The organism is Marichromatium bheemlicum, from assembly GCF_012276755.1.
In the GTDB taxonomy this organism is placed as follows: domain Bacteria; phylum Pseudomonadota; class Gammaproteobacteria; order Chromatiales; family Chromatiaceae; genus Marichromatium; species Marichromatium bheemlicum.
Window position 1 is genome coordinate 1 of record NZ_JAAXKX010000023.1, and the last position, 19001, is coordinate 19001.

Below are 19001 nucleotides of genomic sequence, written 5' to 3' on the forward strand. Positions count from 1 at the left end.
ATAGCGTGCTGCGGCCACTGCTGCGAGGTCTGACCATCCAGCCCGACCTGGTCCAGCGGGTCGCGCTGATGAGCCGGATGCTGCTGAGTCGGCCGAATCTGGAGAAGATCATTCGGATGAGCGACCTCGAGCTGGGGTTGCGCAACGAGGCCGAGCGGGCGCGGTTGATCAATACCCTCAGCACCAAGATCAAGATCCGTGGCGATCGCTCCAACCCCTCGCTGTACACCATCTCCTTCGAGCACCGCGATCCACAGAGTGCCAAGCTGGTGGTGCAGTCGCTGGTCTCGATCTTCATCGAGGAGGCGTTGATGAGCGATCAGCGCGCCACCTCTACCGCTCAGGATTTCCTCGACCAGGAGATCGAAGAGTACGAGGCCCGGCTGCGCGACTCCGAGCACCGTCTGGCCGACTTCAAGCGCCGCTACGCCGGGCTGCTCTCCGGGGACATCAGCGGCTATTACGCCAACCTGCAGAGCGCGCAGCGCGAGCTCAAGGATGCCGAGCTGACCCTGCAGGAGGCCAAACGGCGGCGCGATCAGCTCGAACAGCAGATCGAGACCCAGGAACAGGCGCTCGAGGATGTCGAGGAGCTGGCGCCGCAACTGCCCGATGACCCGCGCATCGCGACGCTGCAGGGTAAGCTCGACGACCTGTTGTTGCGTTACACCGAGCGTCATCCCGACGTCATCGAGCTGCGGCGCCTGATCCGTGAGATCCGCGCCCAACAGCGCCAGCGTAGCGAGGTGGCCGGCAGCGCGTTGATGGCCACCTCGATCCAGGCCGACAGCCTCTATGGCAGCCTGCGGGTGGCGCTCAGTCAGGCCGATGCCCAGGTCGCGGCGCTGCGCGCTCGGGTCGAGGACCATACCCAGCGGGTCCGCGACCTCGAGGACAAGATCGATACCATTCCCGAGATCGAGGCCGAGCTGACCCAGCTCACCCGCAACTACAAGACGATCGTCGGCCAGCATACCGAACTGCTTGAACGGCGCGAGTCGGCGCGGCTCTCGAGTGAGGTCGAGAAGACCGCCGAGGGGGTCAAGTTCCGGGTCATCGATCCGGCGGTCGCACCGCTCAAGCCATCGGCGCCGAATCGGTTGCTGCTCTCCTCCATCGTGCTGGTCATCGCCCTCGGTGGCGGTCTGGTCGCGGCGCTGGCAATGGATCTGCTGCGCCCGGTGTTCGACGATCGTCGTTTGCTTTATCGCGCCACCGGTTTGCCGGTGCTCGGTACCGTGGCGCTGGTGCGTTCGCCCATCGAACGGCGGCGTGAACGGGTGATGTTGATCCCGTTCTTTGCGATGACGGCGGGGTTGGCGGTGGTCTTCATCTTCGTCATCTCCGGTCTGCCGTTGTTGCAGTCTCTCATCTAGTCCGACGTGTGGACATGCAGGGGGTATCCTCGTGAGTACCATCGAAAAGGCCATTGCCAAGATCGGTCACCAGGGCGCAGGGGCGTCGGGGACCAGGGGGACGCCGACAGGGACGCCAGTGTCTACAACCCAGGCCGCTGACCCCGGCCGGGTCCTTCATCATCTCGCCCTCGACCGCCTACGTGCCCAAGGGTTGTTGACCCCGGATGCCAAGCGCTCGCAGCTGGCCGAGGAGTACCGCTTGATCAAGCGGCCGTTGCTGATGAACGTCGACAAGCGCGGGGCCGACGTCGTCAACAACGCCAACCTGATGATGGTCACCAGCGCGCTGCCGGGCGAGGGCAAGACCTTCTCGGCGATCAACCTGGCGATGAGCATCGCCATGGAGCGCGATCGCACGGTGCTCTTGGTCGACGGTGACGTGGCCAAGCCGACCGCAGCCAAGCGGCTGGGCATCGAGGCCGAGCTGGGGTTGACCGATCTGCTCGATGGCAGCTGCGACTCGGTGGCCGATGTGCTGGTACACACCGATATCCCGAACATCCGCATCCTGCCCGCCGGGCGGCGTCACGAACGCGCCACCGAGCTGTTGGCCAGCGAGCGGATGAGCATGGTGATGGCCGAACTCTCGACCCGTTACAGCGATCGTCTGGTGATCTTCGACTCGCCGCCGCTGTTGCTGGCTAGCGAGAGCGCGGTGCTGGCTGAGATGATGGGGCAGATCGTGATGGTGGTCGCCGCCGAGCAGACCGGCCAACACGCGGTCAACGAGGGGCTGGCGCGACTCGGTGAGGACAAGGTCGTCGGTCTGCTGCTCAACAAGTACCGCCCGGGTCTCGGCAATCGCTTCGGCACCGGTTATCGATATGGGGATGGATACGGATACGGCTATGGATATGCGCCCACGGCGGACGAGCCGGTTACTCAGCCCGGCGCCTGATCGGTGTCGTCGCTGCTCGGAGGGGGCATGCTGATGCCTCGACGACGTCGGCTGCTGATGCCGGTCTGGTTGTGCGTGACCGCGCCACTGCTCTGGGGTCATGCCTGGGGGGCCGAGTGGCGGTTGTCGCGACAGCTCAGCGTCAGTGGTGTCTACACCGACAACCTAGCCCTCGCCGAGACCGACCAGGGCAGCGATTTCTACATCGATCTGACCCCGGGGTTCGTGGTCTCGGGCAAGGGCGCACGCGCCGAACTCGATCTCGCCTACTCGTTGCAATATCTCAATTATCTGAGTGCCGACGAAGGCGATAAGATCAACCACCGCCTACAGGGCAATGGCCTGGTCGAGCTGCTCGCCAATCGGCTGTTCGTCGATGCCGGCGTGACCGCGCGCCAAGAGCTGATCGACCCCCTCGGCCCCTCCAGTGGCGATGCCGCCAACCGCTCCGACAACCTCCAGAGCAGTTATACCTACAGGCTCTCGCCGACCTATCGTGAACGCTTCGGGCGCTATGCCGAACTGACCGCGCAGTTCGCCAACGACGGGGTCTTCTATTCCGACCAGGGTAGTGACAGCATCGGTTACGACGGTTCGCTCGAACTGCGCAGCGGTCCGGCCTCTGGTGCCACCAACTGGGCCGTGCTCGTCTCCAGCGAGCACATCGATTATCAGGACGAGCCCTCCGATACCTATGCCGACGCCAGCCTCCAGCTGGGACACCAGTACTCGCGGCGCTGGCGCCTCGACGGCTCGTTGCGTTACGAGGACAACGACTACCTCTCGCGTACCGAGACCAGCGGGATGGGCTGGGATCTATCGGCGACCTGGACTCCGAGCCCGCGCACCTCGCTGCGCCTCGGTGTCGGTCGACGCTACTTCGGTACCACCCCGATGCTCGATTTCTCACACCGCAGCAAGCGTTCGATGTGGCGCGCGAGTTATGTGCGTGACGTCTCCAACGCCCGGCGCGATCGTCTTGGCGAGACGGTCTTCCAGTTCGAGGATGCCTTCGGTGAGCCCGCCACCCCTGAAGTGACCGCCCCCTTCGATGTGGCCGGTGATAATGCCGCGCCGACCACCGGGACCTATGTCAGCAATACCTTCAAGACCAGCTATACCCTGCAGACCCGGCGCAGCACCCTCGGCGCCTCGCTCGGTTACGTGCTGCGTGAGTATGAGGCCACGACCGAGGATCAATCGACCCTGCGAGCACGGCTGTCGTGGACACGCCGGCTCAGTGGCCTGACCAATTCCAACCTGACGCTGGGTTGGAGTCAGCGCGAACTCGAGCAGACGACGGCCACCAGCGATGAGGTCCGTGACGAATATACCCTCGACGCCGGGCTCAGCCGTCGCATCGGCGCCAACACCCGGTTGGCGTTGCAATATCGCCTGAGTCGCTCCGATGACATCACCGAAAACCGTGTGACCCTGGGGCTGGTCACCAGCTGGTCGGACTGAGCATGCTGGACGCTGTCTCGTGCCCAACCCCTTGCGCGCGCCCGGATCCGGAGCGCTATCCGGGCACGCGCACTACCGTGAGCCCACCGCCGATGTTGAATGCCATGACCATCGACGTGGAGGACTACTTCCAGGTCTCCGCCTTTGAGCCTCACATCGCCCGTGCCGACTGGGACCGGATCCCCTGTCGGATCGAGCGCAACATGGATCGAATCCTCGCGCTACTCGAGCGTCACGCCACCCGCGCGACCTTCTTCACCCTCGGCTGGATCGCCGAGCGTCACCCTCGAGTGGTGCGCGAGCTGGTCGCTGCCGGACACGAGCTGGCCTGTCACGGCTTGTCACACGTGCGCGTCACCCAACAGACACCGGCGTCCTTCCGCGAAGACGTACGGCGCAGTAAGGCCCTGCTCGAGGACATCGGCGGGGTCGAGGTCCGTGGCTATCGCGCAGCCAGCTACTCGCTCGATCGCGACAACCAGCGCTGGGCGCACGAGACGCTGTACGACTGCGGCTACCGCTACAGCTCCAGCGTCTACCCGGTGCGTCACGACCTCTACGGCATCCCCGAGGCGCCGCGCTTTGCTTACCGACCGCTCGCCGGGGTCGAGGACTTCGTCGAGATCCCGATCACCACCAGCACGCTGCTCGGGCGCCGCCTGCCCAGTGGCGGCGGTGGCTTCTTCAGACTCTATCCCTACGCGCTCTCGCGCCAAGCGATCCGGCGGATCAACCGTCGCGAGGGCGCCGCCGCGATCTTCTACTTCCACCCCTGGGAGATCGACCCCGACCAGCCCCGTGTCGGCGGCATCCCGCCGCGTACCCGGGTGCGTCACTATCTCAACCTGTCGCGCACCGAGGCGCGGCTCGAGCGCCTGCTCCAGGACTTTCACTGGGGACGCATGGATCAGGTCTTTCTCGCATCGCAAGGAGTGTCTGCCCGCCGATGATGGACTCGCCATCGACCGCCCCCGCCGCCCCGGACGCGTCAACCGCTGCAATCCATATCGCCCGACTCGAAAGCCGGACGGATCACGCCCGCTGGGACGCCTTTGTCGAGCGTCATCCCGAGGCGACCTTCTTCCACCGCGCCGGCTGGAAGCAGGTGCTCGAGCAGGGGCTCGGTCATCGCGCGCCCTTCTTGTACGCCGAGCGCGCCGGTGAGCTGTGCGGCATCCTGCCGCTCGGCGAGATCCGTAGCCGGCTGTTCGGGCGCGCGCTGATCTCCACCCCTTTCTGTGTCTACGGCGGTGCGCTTGCCGACGGCCCGGAGGCCCGTGGGCTGCTCGAGGCCGAGGCCTGTCGGCTCGCCGAGACCGCCCGGGTGGGGCACCTGGAGTTGCGCGAGCGCGAGCCGCATCACCCGGAGTGGCCGGGCAAGGCGCTCTATGCCACCTTCCGGCGAGCGATCGATCCCGACCCCGAGCGCAACCTGCAGCAGATCCCGCGCAAGCAGCGGGCGATGGTGCGCAAAGGGATCAAGGCGGGGTTGTCGAGCCGCTTCGACGATGGCGTCGAGGCCCTCTATCGGGTCTACAGCGAGAGCGTGCGTAACCTCGGCACCCCGGTGTTCCCGCGTCGTTACTTCCGCGTGCTCAAGCAGGTCTTCGGTGATGATTGCGAGGTGCTGCTGGTCGAGCACCAGGGTGCGCTGGTCTCCGCGGTGATGAGCTTTCGCTTCCGCGACGAGGTGCTGCCCTACTATGGCGGCGGTACCCAGGCGGCGCGCGCGCTCAAGGCCAACGACTTCATGTACTGGGAGGTGATGCGCCGGGCCTGCGTCGACGGCGCGCGCCTCTTCGACTTCGGGCGCAGCAAGCGTGGCACCGGTGCCTTCGACTTCAAGCGCAACTGGGGCTTCGAGCCCGAGCCGCTGCACTATGCCTATCGGCTGGTGCGTGCCAGCGAGCTGCCCGACGTCAACCCGCTCAACCCCAAGTACCGGCTCTTCATCGCGGCCTGGAAGCGACTGCCGCTGCCGCTGAGCCAGCTCATCGGCCCGCTGCTGGCCAGGAATCTCGGCTGAGGACCGCCCCCGGACATGGATGATCTGCTGTTTCTGGTCCATCGCATCCCCTATCCACCGAACAAGGGCGACAAGATCCGTTCCTACCACCTGCTGCGCTTGCTCAGCGAGCACTATCGGGTTCATCTGGCGACCTTCATCGACCAGCCCGAGGACCGCGTCCATCGCGCGCGTGTCGCCGAGTATTGCGCCAGCAGTTGGTTCGGCACCCTCGATCCGCGCCGCGACAAGCTCCTGAGCCTGCGCGGGCTGCTCGGCGGTGAGCCGCTGACGCTCACCTATTACCGCGATCGCGCGCTGCGGCGCTGGCTGCGCCAGACCCGCGCGCGCCATGCCATCGGTCGCGTGCTCGCCTTCTCCTCGTCGATGGGGCAGTACCTGTTAGATCCGGCTTGCGCCGATCTGCGCCGGGTGATCGATCTGGTCGACGTCGACTCGGAGAAGTGGCGCCAGTACGCCGCCGAGAGTCCACCGCCGCTGCGCTGGGTCTATGCCCGCGAGGCGCGGCGCCTGGGCGCCTTCGAGCGTCGCCTGGCCACCGCTTGCGACGCCTCGACGCTGGTCTCCGAGGCCGAGGCGGCGCTCTTTCGTGAGCGGCTCGATGACGCCTCGGCGCGGGTCGAGGTGGTCGGCAATGGTGTCGACACCCAACACTTCGCCGTGATCCCCGGGGCACCATCGCCCTATCCGGGCCTCGCCCCCAGGCTGGTCTTCACCGGCGCCATGGATTACTGGGCCAATGCCCAGGGCGCAGCCTGGTTCGCCGAGCAGGTGCTGCCGCGGATCCGTGCGCGCCGGGCCGATGCCGAGTTCTGGGTGGTGGGAATGAATCCGACCCGCGCGGTGCGCCAGCTCGCGCGGCTGCCCGGCGTGGTGGTCACCGGTGCGGTGCCCGACGTGCGGCCCTATCTGCAGCATGCCGCCGCAGCGGTGGTGCCGCTGCACATCGCCCGTGGCATCCAGAACAAGGTGCTCGAGGCGATGGCGATGGCGCGCCCGGTCATCGCCACCCCGCAGGCGCTGGAGGGGATCCCGGCGACCCCGGGGCGCGAGGTCCGAGTGGCCGAGGCGCTCGAGCCCTTCGCTGCGGCCTGTCTCGCCGCGCTGGCGGCGACCGACGATCCCATGGGCGCACGGGGTCGGGCGCTGGTCGAGCGTCACTTCGCCTGGGGGGCGACCTTGCCCAGAGTACTCACCCTGCTGGAGGGGGCGACATGAGCCGTGTTGCATGGCTGTTCCGGCCGCTCTCGCCACGGGCCAGATTGAGCTGGCTCGCTGTGTTGCTGTCCATGCTGATCGTCGCCTTGTGGCCGACCGTGGCCGGGATGGTCGAGATCTGGACGCGTTCGGAGACCTTCACCCATGGCTTCCTGGTCGTGCCGACCGCGCTGTTCATGATCTGGCGCGAGCGCGCCGCGCTACCCCGAGTGGCGCTACGCAGCGAGCCGTTGGCGCTGTTGCTGATCGTCGCCGGGGGGCTGGTATGGCTGTTGGCGCGGCTCGTCGAGGTGGCGGTGATCGAGCAGTTGGCGCTGGTCGGGTTGTGCTGGACGCTGGTCGGGCTGGTGCTCGGCCGTGCGATGCTGCGGCGGCTGGTCTTCCCGCTCGCCTTCCTGCTGTTCGCGGTGCCCATGGGCGAGGGGTTGATCTACCCGCTGATGGAATTTACCGCAGCCTTCACCGTCAATCTGCTGCGTCTGACCGGCATCCCGGTGTTCTGGGACGGCACCTTCTTCAGTATCCCCAGCGGTGACTGGTCGGTGGTGGAGGGCTGCAGTGGGGTGCGTTATCTGATCGCCTCGCTCTTTCTCGGGGTGATCTACGCCTATCTCAGCTATCGCTCGCCCTGGCGCCGACTCGCCTTCATCGTCCTGGCAGCGGTGGTGCCGCTGCTCGCCAACGGGTTGCGCGCCTATCTGATCGTGCTCATCGCGCACCTCAGCGACATGCGCCTGGCCGTCGGCGTCGACCACCTGATCTATGGCTGGGTGTTCTTCGGGCTGGTGATGTTCGTGCTCTTCCTCGTCGGTGGGCTGTGGCGCGAGCCGCCGGGTCTCGCGTCCGAGCCCCCGCGTTCGGCGAGTGCCGGCAGACGGGTTGCGTCCGCGCAGGGCGGCCACGCACTGCCTGCGCTCGGGCTGGTACTGCTGCTCGCCTGGCCGGCACTGGCGGCCGATCTGGAACGACCGCGCCCGATCGCACCACTGGTACTCGCACCGCTGAGCGTTCCTCCTGGTTGGACGACGGGCCCGCACTTCACCGAATGGCGCCCGACCTATCTCGGCGCCAGCGCCACCCTGGAGCAGGTCTTCGTGCGTGAGGGCGAGTCGGTCGGGCTCTACCTTGCCGGTTACGACGCCACCGGCGGTGAGCTGGTCAACTCACAGAACCTGTTGGTCGCGCAGAAGCACCCACGCTGGCGGATGCCGCACCAGGCACCGCGTCGTGAGGTCCTTGCCGGTGCCTCGCAGGGGCTGATCGAGTCGCGGGTACAGACCCCTGAGCAAACCCTGTTGGTGTGGCATTGGTACTGGATCGATGGCCATCACCTCGCCAACGATTACCTGGCCAAGCTCCACGAGGCGTTGGCGCTGTTACTGGGACGTGGGCAGTACGAGGCCGGGGTGGTGCTCCATACCCCGCTGGTGCTCGATCCCGAACGCGCCCGTGCGCGCTTGCGTGATCTCGCCGAGGCGTTGCGCCCGGCGCTCGATACCCTGCTCGAGGCCCCTCAAACGCGCTAGTCGCCGGAGTCGCCGATGGCCGAGAACAACCCTCAACAGCCGCCGCTGATCGTCCATGTCATCCACCGGCTCGCCGTCGGCGGGCTGGAGAACGGACTGGTCAACCTGATCAACCGCACCCCGGAGGGGCGCTATCGTCATGCGATCCTCGCCCTCGAGGGCGTGGATCCCGGGTTCCGCGCGCGCATCGAGCGACCGGTCGAGGTCCACGACCTCGCCAAGCGTCCGGGACAGGACCTCGGGCTCTATCTGCGGATGTGGCGCGCGCTGCGGCGGCTGCGCCCGGCGATCGTCCATACCCGCAACCTCGCCACCCTGGAGATGCAGCTTCCGGCGCGATTGGCCGGGGTGGCGCACCGCGTCCACGGCGAGCACGGGCGTGACGTCCACGATCTCGACAACACCCGCCGCCGGTATCGCTGGCTGCGCCGTGCCTTCCGTCCGCTGGTCGACGCCTACATCCCGCTCTCGCGCGAGCTGGCCGAGTATCTGCGCGTGGATATCGGGGTCGCGCCCGAACGCATTCACACCATCCGCAACGGGGTCGACGAGCAGCGTTTCCGCCCCGCGCGGCCCGACGAGGAGGCGCGCGGGGTCCTGCCCGCGGGCTTCGCCGGACCGGATGACCTCGTCATCGGCACCGTCGGGCGGCTCGAGCCGGTGAAGGATCAGGCCACCCTGGTGCGCGCCTTCATCGCCCTGGTGCGCGAGGACCCGGCGCGCGGCGCGCGGTTGCGGCTGGTGCTGATCGGCGACGGTTCACAGCGCACCCGGCTCGGCGCCCTGGTCGATGCCGCCGGGCTCGGTGCCCAGGTGTGGTTCGCCGGCAGTCGCGACGACGTGCCGGTCTGTCTGCGCGCGCTCGACCTGTTCGTGCTGCCCTCGCTCGGCGAGGGTATCTCCAACACCATCCTCGAGGCGATGGCCTCGGGGCTGGCGGTGGTGGCGACCGAGGTCGGCGGCAACGGCGAGCTGGTGGTGGCCGGGGAGACCGGCGCCCTGGTGCCGCGCGACGACACCCAGGCTCTTGCCGCCGCGCTGCGGGGCTATCTCGCCGATCCGGCGCTGGCGCGTACCCAGGGCGCGGCGGCGCGCTCACGGATCGAGGCCGAGTTCGGACTCGGCACCATGGTCGCGCGTTATCTCGAGGTCTATGACGGGCTCCTCGCGGGGCCGGGGGAGTAGGACAGTCCATCATGTGCGGAATCGCAGGCATCTTCGACACCCGTGATCCGGGGCCGATCGACCCCGAGCTGCTCGGACGGATGAACGAGGCGCAGCATCATCGCGGCCCGGACGACGGCGGGGTCCACATCGAGCCCGGGGTGGGGCTGGCGCACCGACGTCTGTCGATCATCGACCTCTCCGGCGGGCACCAGCCGCTGTTCAACGAGGACGAGACCGTCGCCGTGGTGTTCAACGGCGAGATCTACAACTTCCAGGAACTGGCCGCCGAGCTGCGTGCCACCGGGCACCGCTTCCGCACCCACAGCGACACCGAGGTGATCGTCCACGCCTGGGAGGCCTGGGGCGAGGCCTGTGTCGAGCGCTTTCGCGGCATGTTCGCCTTCGCCATCTGGGATCGCGGGCGCGAGACCCTGTTCCTCGCCCGTGACCGGCTCGGCATCAAGCCATTGCACTATGCGCTGCTCGACGACGGCCGCTTGCTGTTCGGCTCCGAGCTGAAGTCGCTGCTAGTCGATCCGACGCTGCCGCGCGCGCTCGACCCCCAGGCGATCGAGGAGTACTTCGGCTTCGGCTATATCCCCGATCCACGCACCATCTTCGGCGCGGTGCGCAAGCTCGAGCCCGGCCATACCTTGACCCTGCGCCGGGGGCGCTCGGCGCCGCCGCAGCCGCGCCGCTACTGGGACTTGGACTTTGCCGACAACGGCGTACGCGATCTCGACAGCGCCGGCGAGGCGCTCATCGAGCGGCTGCGCGAGGCGGTACGCATCCGTCTGATCTCCGAGGTGCCGCTCGGTGCCTTCCTCTCCGGCGGGGTCGACTCCAGCGCGGTGGTGGCGATGATGGCCGGGCTCTCCGAACAGCCGGTCAACACCTGCTCGATCTCCTTCGGCGATCCGCGCTACAACGAGTCGCGCTATGCCGAGCAGGTGGCCGGGCGCTTCGCCACCCGGCACCTGGTCGAGTCGGTCGACCCCGACGACTTCGCCTTGCTCGAACGGCTCTCGGCGCTCTACGACGAGCCCTATGCCGACAGCTCGGCGCTGCCGACCTATCGTGTCTGCGAGTTGGCGCGCAAGCGCGTGACCGTCTGTCTCTCCGGCGACGGTGGCGACGAGAGTCTCGCCGGCTATCGCCGCTATCGCTGGCATCTCTACGAGGAGCGACTGCGCCGGCTGTTGCCGCAAGGGATGCGCGGGCCGCTGTTCGGGCTGCTCGGGCGGGTCTATCCCAAGGCCGACTGGGCGCCCAAGGTGCTGCGCGCCAAGTCGACCTTCCAGGCGCTGGCGCGCGACTCGCTCGAAGGCTATTTCGAGAGCGTCTCGATCCTCGGCGACGGGCTGCGTCAGTCGCTGTTCTCGGCCGATTTCAGGCGCGAGCTACAGGGCTATCGCGCCGTCGAGGTGCTGCGTCGTCACGCCGAGCGCGCCCCCGACCACCCGCTCTCGCGGGTGCAGTATCTCGACCTCAAGACCTATCTCCCCGGCGACATCCTCACCAAGGTCGATCGCGCCAGCATGGCCCACGGGCTGGAGGTGCGGGTGCCGATCCTCGACCACCAGCTGCTCGAGTGGAGCGCCGGGCTCGCCCCCGAGCTCAAGCTCTCCGGGCGCGAGGGCAAGTACGTGTTCAAGCGCGCGCTCGAGCGCCATCTCGATCCGGAGATCCTCTATCGTCCGAAGATGGGCTTCGCGGTGCCGCTCTCGGCCTGGTTCCGGGGGCCGCTGCGCGAGCAGGTGCGCGAGACCCTGCTCGGCGACCGGCTCGCCGACACCGGGCTGTTCGACAGCAAGCAGCTCGCCTGGATCGTCGACCAGCATCAGTCGGGGATGCGCGAGTTCAGTCCGGCGATCTGGAGTCTGTTCATGTTCGCCGCCTTCCAGCGGCGGGTGATCGATGGCGAGGTGTGAGGGGGGCGACGAGATGAAGGAAGGTGGTGCGCGAGGGGGGACTTGAACCCCCACGGATTGCTCCACTGGAACCTAAATCCAGCGCGTCTACCAATTCCGCCACCCGCGCAAGCTGTCCATTCTATACCGAATCGGCGCCGAGATTAAACGCCCCGGCGCGCTCGCATCGCGCCGGCCCGCTCAGGGCGTGGCCGTGGTCAGTCCGACACTGACCCAGTCCTGCATCCCGCCGCGATACCACTTGAGCTTGTGCAGTGGGTAGCCGATCTCGACCAGGTTCTTGATATTGGCGGTCGACTGCGGGCACCAGATACCGTTGCAAAACAGCACCAGGGTCTTGGCCTCGCCGAAGTCCCAGTCGCCCTCGGCCAGTGGTTCGGCGGCGAAGGTGTCGGCCAGTACGTGGCGGAAGGTGTCGGCCTCGGTGGGGGTCTCGAAGGTCCCGGCGCTGTCGCGGCTGATGGTGTTCCAGGGGATGTTGACCGCGCCCGGGATGGTGCCGCGCAGCACCCAGTCGGGGGTGCGTGAATCGACCACTAGGATGCTGTCGTCACCCTGCTCGATGCGCTGGAGATAGTCGAGTAGCTCCAGCTCACCGATGGTCTCGACCCCGGGGGCGGCGACCATCGGTTGGATGCAGAAGGGTGGACAGCCACGGTCGGTCTTCTGGAACTCCTCGGGCAGGGTTGCCTCGCGGTCGTGACCGCGGGCAATGGTGACGGTCTCGCCCTGGTGGGTGATGGTGACCGATTCGATCTCGGGGGATATCCGGTTTTCAGCGGCCGGTGCGGTGGTGGCGAGGGCGCTTATCAGCGCGATCAGGATCAGTGAGCGGTGCGCCTGCATGGATGCCTCCTTAGGTTCAGGGTTGGCGGATATAGTCGGGGAAGTCGGCATCGCGCTCGCGCAGCGCCTGGGCGTGACCGAGTTCGCCCTGACGGCGAGCGCGCTCGGCCAGTGCGATGGCGGCGGCGAAGTCACCGGCGCGGGCGAGTCCCTGCGCCTCGGTGATCAGTTTGGCGGTATCGCGCCATTCGCCGCCGACCGCGTCGGCGCGCGCCCGTGCGGCCTCGGCCGCGGCGATCGCTGCCTCGGCTGCGGCGGCGCCGGGCTCGGGCTCGTCGCGTTGCGCCTGTTCGTAGGCATGGGTGTCCTGGGCGCGCGCCTGCTCGGCGATCCGCACCGCCTTGGTGTACTGGCGCGAGGGCAGCAGCCCCGCCGCGCGCTCGATCAGCGCCGCGGTCTCGGCGACCTCGGCCCCGGCCTCGGCGGCGCGTTCATGAGCGGTGCGTGCTGCGGCGATCGCCGCCTCAGCCTCGCTGCGGTGGGTGGCCCAGGCGGGTGTGATCATCAGTGTGGTGAGCGCCAGCACGAGGGTGCGCCGGGCGCGGGTGCGAAATGGCCTCATGCCGTCATCTCCTCTGGTGCGTGGGCCGGGATCATTTGCGTGCGCCTGGGCCGTTGAGCGGCAGGCCGTTGTTCATGTAGGTCATGAAGAACTCCAGGTTGCGGTATTCCTCGCCCTGGGCGGGGAAGGGCTTGGCGCGGACTTGTTTGTTGCAGCCACTGAAGCGGCGGTGCAGGGTGCCCATCTCGCCCCACTTGGAGCGGTACACCGGGAAATGGGTGGTGTGGCCATAGGCGGGGCTGAGCACCTCGGTGCGCAGCGTGGTGCCCGAGTTGCCCATGTGGCAGTGGCTGCAGGCGAAGTTGAGCTGGCCGCGACGGGCGAAATAGAACTGTCTGCCCTGTTCGTAGGCGGCCAGCGCGCGGGGATCGTCCTCAGGGATCTCGACGGCGGTGATCTGACCGCGCGAGGCGAAGGCGATATAGGCGAGCAGATCGGCGATCGGACCCTTCTTGTACTGCAACGGCGGCGCGTCGTTGGCCGCGCGGCAGTCGTTGAGCGCCAGCGCCAGGGTGATCACCATGCCGCGTTCTGGGTCCCAGCGCGGATACTGGGCGGCGAGCGCCGGCCCCTCGGGGAAGCAGTCGGCGTAGCCCCGGCCGTTGGCGAAGGGGGTGTTCCACATCTCCTCGCCCTTGCTGAGGGCGGTCTCGTAGGGGGGGAACTCCTCGATCGCCTCCCAGTTCTCGCGCCCCACAGGATCGAGCGCATAGGCGCCGTTGACGAACTCGGTGGTGGGGAGACGGGGGAAGCGGGTCTCGAAATACTGCTGGAAGGCGATGCGATCGGCCTCGGGGCCGGCCGCGACCGGAGTGGCGAGCAGGGCGGCGGTGAACAGGATCAGGGCGCGATGGCTGGTCTTGGTGGTCATGCGTGCTACCTCCGAGTCGGGTGGTTGCGGTGCGTGATCGCCTATAGCGACCAGACGAACTCGACCACGTCGGCGAATTCCTGCTCGGTGAGGATCTCGTGCTTGCCGAAGGGGGGCATCACCATGTCGGGTTTCTGGGCGGTAGGGTCCCAGATCTGTTCGGCCAGGGCGCGTTTGTCGGGGTAACGGGTCTGGATGGCGATCAGCACCGGGCCGATGGCGCCGGGGCTCTCGGCCCCGGCGATGACGTGACAGGCGACGCAGTTGCCCTTGGCGCGGGTGGTGGCGATGATGCGCCCGGCCTCGATATCGCCCTCGAGGGTGAGGTCATCGGGCAGCTCGGCATAGGGCGAGCCGGCGCCGAGCACGAGCACGGACACGAGGGCGAGCGAGCAGGCGGTCAGCGCCAGCCGGGGGGGAGGGGACGAGGTCATGCGGGCCTCCTGGATCTCCGTTGGTGACGGCGGTGGTCCGGGGCGGCCAGGGGCGTGTTCGTCGGTGATCCGGTCGAGCGGCGGCGAGGTCGTGCGCACCGTGGCGCAGCGCGCATCGGGCCGAACGGTACCGGATGTCTTCGGTGGTTATTGTGTGCGCCGTCCCGTGGGCCGAAGGTGAAGGTGACGGTTGGTGTTTTCAATCGCGTCGTGACACCTTCGATGTCGTGGCGGGGTGTCTTGCAATCGTGGCGGGAGCGCCGATTTCTTTGTCTTGTTAGTCCGCACGGCCCGATGCCGAGCCCGAGAGAACCCAGCAGGAGGACAGCCTCGATGACCCTGTCGCGACGTGACTTCGTGCGCCTGCTCGCCCTCGCCGGCGCCGCCGGCATGCTCCCGCTCAGTGCCCGCGCCGCACGGCGCATCCCCGCCGATCCCTACGACCTGCCGGTCTTCGGCAACCTCCGGCTGCTCCACATCACCGACACCCACGCCCAGCTCAACCCGGTCTACTACCGCGAGCCCAACGTCAACCTCGGGCTGGGTGCGGCGCGTGGGCGAGCGCCGCACCTGGTCGGGCAGGCGCTGCTCGATCACTTCGGGGTCGAACCGGGGGGGCTCGAGGCCCATGCGCTGACCTATGTCGACTATGCCGAGCAGGCCGAACGTCTCGGTCGGGTCGGCGGCTTCGCGCAGCTGCGCACCCTGGTCGAGCGGCTGCGCGCCGAGCGCGGGCGCGAGGCCACCCTGCTGCTCGACGGCGGCGACACCTGGCAGGGCTCGGGGACGGCCTACTGGACCCGTGGGCGCGACATGGTCGGCGCCTGCAACCTGCTCGGCGTCGATGTGATGACTGGGCACTGGGAGTTCACCTATCGCGATGCCGAGGTGATCGACAACATCGCCGCCTTCGCCGGCGACTTCGTCGCGCAGAACGTCAAGGTGCGCGAGGAGGCGCTGTTCGACTATCGCTTCGAGGACTTCGCCGGCTTCGACGAGGACCTCGGGCTGGCCTTCGACCCCTATGTGATCCGCGAGGCCGGCGGGGTGCGGGTGGCGGTGATCGGCCAGGCCTTCCCCTATACCCCGATCGCCAACCCGAGCCGATTCATCCCCGACTGGACCTTCGGCATCCAGGAGGGGCGGCTGCAGGAGATCGTCGATCGGGTGCGTGAGCGCGAGCGCCCGGCGCTGGTGGTGCTGCTCTCGCACAACGGCATGGACGTCGATCTCAAGCTCGCCTCGCGGGTGCGCGGCATCGATCTGATCCTCGGCGGTCACACCCACGACGGCGTGCCGGCGCCGCAGGTGGTCGACAACCCGGGCGGGCGCACCCTGGTGACCAACGCCGGCTCCAACGGCAAGTTCCTCGGGGTGATGGACCTCGACGTCGGCCCCGGGGGGCTGCGCGACTTCCGCTATCGGCTGCTGCCGGTGTTCTCCGACCTGATCGCGCCCGATCCGGAGATGACCGACTATATCGCCGGGGTGCGTGCACCCTACCGCGCGCGCCTCGAGGAGCCCCTGGCGGTGGCCGGGCAGACGCTGTATCGTCGCGGTAACTTCAACGGCACCTTCGACCAGCTCATCTGCGATGCGCTGCGCACCGTCAAGGACGCCGAGATCGCACTCTCGCCCGGGTTCCGCTGGGGTACCACCCTGCTGCCGGGCCAGACCATCACCATGGAACACGTGCTCGACCAGACCTGCATCACCTACCCCGAGACCTATCGGCGCGAGATGACCGGCGCCGAGCTCAAGGCCATCCTCGAGGACGTCTGCGACAACCTCTTCAATCCCGATCCCTATGTCCAGCAGGGCGGCGACATGGTGCGCAGTGGCGGGCTCGACTATGTCTGCGAGCCGGGCGCGGCGATCGGCTCGCGGATCCGGTCGCTGCGTCTCGCCGACGGCACCCCCATCGAGGCCGACAGGCGCTATGTGGTGGCCGGCTGGGCGACCGTCGGGGCCCAGGCCGAGGGCGAGCCGATCTGGGAGACGGTGGCGACCTATCTGCGCGATCGCGAGCGGATCGACATCGCCCGGCTCGAGACCCCGCGTCTCGCCGGTGTCGCCGACAACCCCGGCATCGCCGATTATCCAGGAGAGGTTTAGTGCGTGATGGCAGTGGGCGCGTCGCGGTGTGGCGCGCAGCGGGTACGGTGGTGGCCGTGGGTTGGAGCGGTGCGGCCAGCGCCGAGCCGGTGGCGGGGTTGATCGAGCCGGCGTGGCTGATCGGACCGCTACTGCTGGTGGTCGCCACCTTCGTGGTGTAGAACCGGCGGCTGCGGCGTGAGATCGTGCAGCGCCGTGTCGCCGAGCAGGCGTTGCGGCGTTATCGTCAGGTGGTCTCGGCGACCCAGGACTCGATCTCGCTGATCGACCGCAATGCCGTCTATCTGCTGGTCAACGAATCCTATCAACGGATCTTCCAGCGCCGCTACGAGGACATCGTCGGTCACTCGGCGCGCGAACTCTTGGGCGACGAGGTCTTCGAGCGGCTGGTGGCGCCGCGGTTGGCGCGCTGTCTGGCCGGCGAGACGGTCAACTACCAAGCGTGGTTCGAGCTGCCGGGCGAGGGGCGGTGCTATCTCGACGTGGTCTATGCCCCCTATCGCGATCAGGGCACGGAGATCGACGGCGTGCTGGTGAGCGTGCGCGACATCACCGAGCGGCGCCGTGCCGAGGAGGCCCGTCAACTCGCCGCCAACGTCTTCACCCATGCCCGCGAGGGCATCGTCATCACCGGCCCGCAGGGCGACATCGTCGACCTGAATACCGCCTTCGTCGAGATCACCGGCGAGTCGCGCGAGACCCTGCTCGGTCGCCGTCCGGCGGTGCTCGAGTCCGGCGCCGGGCTGCTCGGTGGCAGCGATGCCGTCACCGTCGAGGCGATCTGGAAGACCCTGGCCGATCAGGGCCACTGGGAGGGCGAGTTCTGGGGCCGACGACGCGGCGGCGAGAGCTATGTGGCGATGATCACCATGACCGCAGTCCGCGACGAGGCGGGCGCGTTGCAGCACTATGTCCTGCTCTATCACGACATCACCGCGCTCAAGCTGCAACAGCGCAGGCTCGAACAGGCGGCGCACTACGACGTCCTCACCGGGCTGCCCAACCGGGTGTTGCTGTTCGACCGGTTGCGTCAGGCCATGGCCCAGGTGCAGCGGCGTGGGGGGACCCTGGCGCTGGTCTATCTCGACCTCGATGGCTTCAAGGCGGTCAACGACGGGCTCGGACACGAGGCCGGCGACCGCCTGCTCAGCGGGCTGGCGAGGCGGATGCGTGAGATCCTGCGCGAGGGTGATACCGTCGCCCGGCTCGGCGGTGACGAGTTCGTCGCCGTGCTGCTCGATCCGGGCGGGATCGCCGAACTCACGCCGCTGCTCGATCGTCTGCTCGAGGCGCTCTCGCGCCCCATGCCGATCGCCGATCATCTGGTGCAGGTCTCGGCCAGCCTCGGCGTCAGTTGCTTCAAGCAGGGCGACGAGATCACCCCGGATCTGCTGCTGCGCCGTGCCGATCAGGCGATGTATCAGGCCAAGCTCGCCGGCAAGGGGCGCTATCGCTTCTTCACCGCAGGGGTGGACGACGTGCGCCGTCACGCGCTCGCCGGTTGAGGCTCACAGCCTGACCCCGGGTGAGGCGCTGTAGCTGTCGAGGACGTTGACATAGTTGGCGCGCTCGAACTCCGCCGGGTCGGGAACGGCCAGGGCGCTGACCCGGCCGCGGAAGTCCTCGACTGACTCGAACCCCTGCTCCTCCATCCACTGCTCGACCCCACCGATCACCTCGCCGAGATAGGCCGGGCCGTGGGCGAGCAGCGCGCTGCACAGGTGCACCACGTCGGTGCCGGCGAGCAGCAACTTGATCGCGTCCGCGGCAGTGTGCACGCCGCCGGTGGCGCCTAGCGACAAGCCCTCGATACGACCGTGGAGCAGGGCGATCCAGCGCATCGCCAGCAGTGCCTCGGCCGAGGTCGAGGGGTTCAGGCTCGGCTGCAGGCGCAGGGTGTCGATGTTGATGTCGGGCTGATAGAAGCGGTTGAACAGTGCTACTCCGTTGGCACCGGCGGCGGCGAGCTGGCCGATCAGGTGGCCGAGCGAGCTGAAGCTCGGCGAGAGCTTCATGTTGATGGGGATGGCGACGTGTGCGCGCAGGTCGCGCAGCAGGTCGAGATAGCGTGCCTCGACCGTGGCGCCGTCCTGACCGATGTCGCCGGCGACATAATAGACGTTGAGCTCCAGGGCATCGGCCCCGGCACGCTCGATCTCGCCGGCGTGGGCGATCCAGCCGCCGGGGGTGATGCCGTTGAGGCTGGCGATAACGGGGATGTCGAGTGCGGTCTTGAGTCGGCCGATGTGTGCCAGGTACTGCTCGAGCGGACTGTCGAAGTCGTGATAGTCGGGCAGGAAGCCGTCGTCGGCCTCGGCGAAACCGATCTCCTGGTGGTGGAGAAAGCGCACCATGGCCTCGGACTCGGCACTGACCGCCTCCTCGAACAGCGACCAGAGGATGATCGCCGAGGCACCGTGGTCCTCGAGCGCGCGCGCCTGGTCGAGACTGCGCGACAGCGGCGAGGCCGAGGGGACGAAGGGGTTGTTGAGGTCGAGGCCCAGATACTTGGTCGCTAGATCCAT

At 67.8% G+C, this 19001-nt stretch carries 17 protein-coding genes and 1 tRNA gene; 12 read left to right on the plus strand and 6 right to left on the minus strand.

Annotation, left to right across the window (positions count from 1 at the left end):
* The 9 genes from HF203_RS13470 to HF203_RS13510 form a co-directional block, all read left to right on the plus strand.
* Positions 1-1376: XrtA system polysaccharide chain length determinant (locus tag HF203_RS13470; protein ID WP_168670553.1), on the plus strand; the 1376-nt coding region annotated here is incomplete at its 5' end.
* A gap of 118 nt (positions 1377-1494) precedes the next feature.
* Positions 1495-2316 carry an XrtA-associated tyrosine autokinase gene (locus HF203_RS13475; protein ID WP_343043927.1) on the plus strand — a complete coding sequence of 274 codons (822 nt, stop codon included), beginning with the start codon at positions 1495-1497 and terminating at the stop codon, positions 2314-2316.
* A 33-nt stretch (positions 2317-2349) separates the two neighbouring features.
* On the plus strand, positions 2350-3780 hold the full coding sequence (locus tag HF203_RS13480) for a TIGR03016 family PEP-CTERM system-associated outer membrane protein (RefSeq protein WP_246221786.1): 1431 nt from the start codon (positions 2350-2352) through the stop codon (positions 3778-3780).
* Between the two features lie 104 nt (positions 3781-3884).
* On the plus strand, positions 3885-4730 hold the full coding sequence (locus HF203_RS13485) for an XrtA system polysaccharide deacetylase (protein ID WP_246221787.1): 846 nt from the start codon (positions 3885-3887) through the stop codon (positions 4728-4730).
* On the plus strand, positions 4727-5806 hold the full coding sequence (locus HF203_RS13490) for a FemAB family XrtA/PEP-CTERM system-associated protein (protein ID WP_210424782.1): 1080 nt from the start codon (positions 4727-4729) through the stop codon (positions 5804-5806). Before HF203_RS13485 ends, HF203_RS13490 begins: the two co-directional genes overlap by 4 nt.
* A 15-nt stretch (positions 5807-5821) precedes the next feature.
* On the plus strand, positions 5822-7024 hold the full coding sequence (locus HF203_RS13495) for a TIGR03087 family PEP-CTERM/XrtA system glycosyltransferase (protein WP_168670561.1): 1203 nt from the start codon (positions 5822-5824) through the stop codon (positions 7022-7024).
* The gene (xrtA, locus tag HF203_RS13500) at positions 7021-8550 is read left to right on the plus strand and encodes an exosortase A (protein ID WP_168670564.1); all 1530 of its coding nucleotides are present in this window, start codon (positions 7021-7023) and stop codon (positions 8548-8550) included. Before HF203_RS13495 ends, xrtA begins: the two co-directional genes overlap by 4 nt.
* 15 nt (positions 8551-8565) lie before the next feature.
* The gene (locus HF203_RS13505) at positions 8566-9735 is read left to right on the plus strand and encodes a TIGR03088 family PEP-CTERM/XrtA system glycosyltransferase (RefSeq protein WP_168670566.1); all 1170 of its coding nucleotides are present in this window, start codon (positions 8566-8568) and stop codon (positions 9733-9735) included.
* Positions 9736-9746: 11 nt separating this feature from the next.
* The gene (locus HF203_RS13510; RefSeq protein WP_168670568.1) at positions 9747-11648 is read left to right on the plus strand and encodes an XrtA/PEP-CTERM system amidotransferase; all 1902 of its coding nucleotides are present in this window, start codon (positions 9747-9749) and stop codon (positions 11646-11648) included.
* 24 nt (positions 11649-11672) lie between these two features.
* On the opposite strand, the gene HF203_RS13515 is transcribed toward HF203_RS13510, so the two are convergent.
* The 5 genes from HF203_RS13515 to soxX form a co-directional block, all read right to left on the minus strand.
* Positions 11673-11757, minus strand: a tRNA-Leu gene (locus HF203_RS13515).
* Between the two features lie 71 nt (positions 11758-11828).
* The gene (locus HF203_RS13520; RefSeq protein WP_168670570.1) at positions 11829-12494 is read right to left on the minus strand and encodes a rhodanese-like domain-containing protein; all 666 of its coding nucleotides are present in this window, start codon (positions 12492-12494) and stop codon (positions 11829-11831) included.
* A gap of 16 nt (positions 12495-12510) precedes the next feature.
* Positions 12511-13056: a hypothetical protein gene (locus tag HF203_RS13525; RefSeq protein WP_168670572.1), complete on the minus strand. Its 546-nt coding sequence runs from the start codon at positions 13054-13056 to the stop codon at positions 12511-12513.
* Between the two features lie 31 nt (positions 13057-13087).
* Entirely contained in the window at positions 13088-13927 is an 840-nt protein-coding gene (gene soxA, locus HF203_RS13530) for a sulfur oxidation c-type cytochrome SoxA (RefSeq protein ID WP_168670574.1), read from the minus strand.
* Between the two features lie 41 nt (positions 13928-13968).
* Complete coding sequence (gene soxX / locus HF203_RS13535) at positions 13969-14361, minus strand: sulfur oxidation c-type cytochrome SoxX (protein ID WP_168670576.1); 393 nt, start codon at positions 14359-14361, stop codon at positions 13969-13971.
* 333 nt (positions 14362-14694) lie between these two features.
* Between soxX and soxB the strand changes: the two genes are divergently transcribed.
* The 3 genes from soxB to HF203_RS13550 are packed head-to-tail and all read left to right on the plus strand — an operon-like array spanning position 14695 to position 17981.
* The gene (soxB, locus tag HF203_RS13540) at positions 14695-16476 is read left to right on the plus strand and encodes a thiosulfohydrolase SoxB (RefSeq protein WP_168670578.1); all 1782 of its coding nucleotides are present in this window, start codon (positions 14695-14697) and stop codon (positions 16474-16476) included.
* The gene (locus HF203_RS13545; protein WP_168670579.1) at positions 16476-16637 is read left to right on the plus strand and encodes a hypothetical protein; all 162 of its coding nucleotides are present in this window, start codon (positions 16476-16478) and stop codon (positions 16635-16637) included. Before soxB ends, HF203_RS13545 begins: the two co-directional genes overlap by 1 nt.
* A 24-nt stretch (positions 16638-16661) precedes the next feature.
* The gene (locus tag HF203_RS13550; RefSeq protein ID WP_343043928.1) at positions 16662-17981 is read left to right on the plus strand and encodes a diguanylate cyclase domain-containing protein; all 1320 of its coding nucleotides are present in this window, start codon (positions 16662-16664) and stop codon (positions 17979-17981) included.
* Positions 17982-17984: 3 nt separating this feature from the next.
* On the opposite strand, the gene HF203_RS13555 is transcribed toward HF203_RS13550, so the two are convergent.
* Positions 17985-19001, minus strand: coding sequence for a dihydroorotate dehydrogenase-like protein (locus HF203_RS13555; RefSeq protein ID WP_168670580.1), 1017 nt, complete (start codon positions 18999-19001; stop codon positions 17985-17987).